The following is a 3294-nucleotide window of genomic DNA, read 5'->3' on the forward strand; positions in this document are numbered from 1 at the left end:
GGCCGCGCGCCGCGGACTCCCGGGCGGTGGCGCGCCGCCCCGCGCGCGGCGCGCCGGCCTGCCGTCGACCTCCGGAGGCCGGACCGGCGAGCCGCCGGCGGCAGCCTCGCCGCGGGTCTTCTCCTCGACCCGGGCCGCACCCACACTGGAGCCGCACCGCAGGTCGCTTCCCGGCCCCGCCCCGCCGCGCCGCCCCGGGAGACTGCGGATCTCTTACGTATGACTTTTTTTGTCGAACCCTTGAATAGGTAGTACCAGTCGCGTAACTTCCCGTTCCGGTCTTCGGTAGGGAGTTGTCATGGAAGCAATAGAACCGGCCTACGGGACGGCGACGCTGCTGCTCATAGCGGCGGGCGCGGTCGCCGTCCTGCTCTTCCTGATCATGAAGGTGAAGCTGCACGCCTTCGTGTCACTGGTCCTGGTCAGCGTGGTGACGGCCATCGCGGTCGGCTTCCCGCTCGCCGACATCCCCGACGTCCTGATGTTCGGCTTCGCCGGCACCATCGGGTCGGTGGCGTTGCTGGTGGCGTTCGGTGTGATGCTCGGCAGGTTGCTGGAGGTGACCGGCGGCGCACAGGTCCTCGCGGACACCCTGATCGCGCGGTTCGGGGAGCAGCGCGCGCCCCTTGCACTCGGCGTCTCGGCGCTGATCTTCGGGTTCCCGATCTTCTTCGACGCCGGCCTGGTCGTCTTCCTGCCGATCATCCTCACCGTCGCCCGCCGGTTCGGCGGCTCGCTGCTCTACTACGCGCTGCCCGCGGCCGGTGCGTTCGCCGCCATGCACGCCATCGTGCCCCCGCACCCGGGGCCGGTCGCGGCCACCGAGCAGCTCGGCGGCGACATCGGCGTCACCCTGCTGATCGGCATCCCGGTCGCCGTCGTGGCCTGGTACGTCGGCGTCTACCTGGTCTCCCGCTTCCTCGGCGCCCGGGTGGACGTCTCGGTTGCGGACGTGGTCTTCGGCAAGGCGCGGGACGCCCAGGGCCGTACGGACGACGAGCGCGCGGTGGCGGAGCAGGACGGCACCGTCCAGCTCGGCCAGGAGCCGCCGTCCTTCGGCACGGTGCTCGGGCTGCTGCTGATCCCGCTGGTGCTGATCTCCTTCGACACCGTCCTGAGCACGCTCGGCGCGGCCGGCACGCTGGACTCGGACGAGGGCTTCCCGGCCTTCCTCGGGCTGCTCGGCGCCACCCCGGTGGCACTGATGATCACCGTGATCGCGGCGGTGCTGGTGCTCGGGCGGCCGCGCACCTCCATGGACGGCGTGCGGAAGATCGTCGACGAGGCGCTGGGCCCGATCTGCGCGATCATCCTGATCACCGGCGCGGGCGGCATGTTCGGCGGGGTGCTGGAGCTGAGCGGCATCGGCGACGCGCTGAGCTCCTCCCTCTCGGACCTCGGCATCTCGCTGATCCTCCAGGCGTTCCTCATCGCCACGCTGCTGCGCGTCGCCCAGGGCTCCGCCACGGTGGCGCTCACCACCACGGCCGGGCTGATCGCCGCCTCGGTCAACGACGCCAACCTCGGCGACTTCCAGATCGCCCTGCTGGTCGTCGCGATCGCCGCCGGCGCCACGGTGCTCTCGCACGTGAACGACTCGGGCTTCTGGCTGGTCAGCCGATTCTTCGGGATGGACGAGAAGACCACCCTGAAGACCTGGACGGTGATGGAGACGACGCTCGGTCTGTCCGCGTTCGTCCTCTCCCTCGGCCTCTGGGCCGTGGTCTAGCGTGGTCGGCAGGCCCCCCACGGACCCCGGGCCGTTACCCCCGGCGGCCCGGTCCACGGCACCCCCGCGCTCCTGCTGCGGGGGTGCCGTTCTTATGCGGACGGGGCGGCGCCGGCGGACGTCAGGGCGCCAGCACGTCCAGCTCGGCCATCGCGCCGACCGTGATCTCGCGGGTCAGCTCCTCCGCGCGCCGCGTGTCCCCGGCCCGTACGGCCTCCGCGACCTGGACGTGCAGGGTCACCGCGGCCGGGTCCGGGTCGGTGAACATCACCTGGTGCTCGGTACGGCCGGCCAGCACGGCCGCCACCACGTCCCCGAGCCGGGCGAACATCTCGTTGCGGGAGGCCCGGAGGACGACGCGGTGGAAGGCGATGTCGTGCACCAGATAGCGCTCGAGCTGCTGGCCGCGCGAGGTGGAGACCATGCCGAGCGCGTGTTCGGTGAGCTCGGCGCACTCCTCCCCGGTGGCGTGCTCGGCCGCGAGCCGGGCGGCGACCGGCTCCACGGCGGACCGCAGCATGGTCAGGGAGCGGAGCTGCCGCGGCCGGTCCGCGCCCTCCAGCCGCCAGGCGATGACCTGCGGATCGAACATGTTCCAGGACTCGGTGGGGAGCACGGTGACCCCCACGCGGCGTCGTGACTGGACGAGATGCATGGACTCGAGCACCCTTATCGCCTCGCGCATCACCGTCCGGGAGACCTCGAAGCGCTGTTCGAGTTCGTCGGTGCGCAGCACGCTGCCGGGAGGGTACTCGCCTCCGGTGATGGCCGGGCCCAGGGTGGCCAGCACCTTGGCGTGCAGCCCCTGCCGCTGATTCTCCATGTCCTCAGCCTACGTGCGGACGATCGACGTCATATGTATGACATTTACTTGTCACCCTCTTGAATAAATAGCATCTATGGGCTTGGCTGAGGGGACACCATGCCGGCCTGCGGCTCCCGCGCGGGACCGGCGCGCACGTCGGCGAGGGGCGAGGTAGGGGTTGTGATGTCCGCACCGCGGGTGGTCGTCGTCATGGGCGTCTCCGGCACCGGCAAGTCCACCGTCGGCGCCCTGCTCGCCGACCGGCTCGGCGTGCCGTATGCGGAGGCCGACGCCTTCCACCCGCCGGCCAACATCGCCAAGATGTCCGCCGGCACCCCGCTCGACGACGGCGACCGCGCACCCTGGCTGGACGCGATCGGTGCCTGGGCGCGGGAGCGGCAGCGTCGCGGACCCGGACTGGTCGGCGTGGTGAGCTGTTCCGCCCTGCGGCGGCGCTACCGCGACCGGCTGCGCGCCGCAGCGCCCGGGCTGTTCTTCCTGCACCTCACCGGCGACCGGTCGCTGGTCGCCGACCGGCTGGCGGGCCGCCGGGACCACTTCATGCCCAGCGCCCTGCTCGACTCCCAGTACGCCACCCTGGAGCCGCTCCAGGACGACGAGCAGGGGACGGCCCTGACGATCACCGCGGAGCCCGGGCAGCTCGCCGGGCAGGCGGCCGCCGTCCTGCGGCGGCACAGCGCCCCCGGCGGTCCCGGCGCGGCCGCCCACCCGGCCGCCGGCTGACCGGCGGCCCCGGCCG

3 protein-coding genes are annotated in these 3294 nt (G+C 72.2%); 2 read left to right on the forward strand and 1 reads right to left on the reverse strand.

The window, feature by feature from the left end; all coding sequences use genetic code 11:
• The first annotated feature begins 298 nt into the window (after nt 1-298).
• Complete coding sequence (locus HOY81_RS26880; RefSeq protein ID WP_237323317.1) at nt 299-1729, forward strand: GntP family permease; 1431 nt, start codon at nt 299-301, stop codon at nt 1727-1729.
• 121 nt (nt 1730-1850) lie between these two features.
• Here HOY81_RS26880 and HOY81_RS26885 read toward each other — a convergent pair whose 3' ends face one another.
• The gene (locus HOY81_RS26885) at nt 1851-2552 is read right to left on the reverse strand and encodes a FadR/GntR family transcriptional regulator (protein WP_237323318.1); all 702 of its coding nucleotides are present in this window, start codon (nt 2550-2552) and stop codon (nt 1851-1853) included.
• 165 nt (nt 2553-2717) lie between these two features.
• On the opposite strand from HOY81_RS26885, the gene HOY81_RS26890 reads away from it, so the two are divergent.
• On the forward strand, nt 2718-3278 hold the full coding sequence (locus HOY81_RS26890; RefSeq protein ID WP_237323319.1) for a gluconokinase: 561 nt from the start codon (nt 2718-2720) through the stop codon (nt 3276-3278).
• The last annotated feature ends 16 nt before the right edge of the window (nt 3279-3294 follow it).

It is taken from the genome of Streptomyces sp. JJ36 (genome assembly GCF_021696945.1).
Taxonomy (GTDB): domain Bacteria; phylum Actinomycetota; class Actinomycetes; order Streptomycetales; family Streptomycetaceae; genus Streptomyces.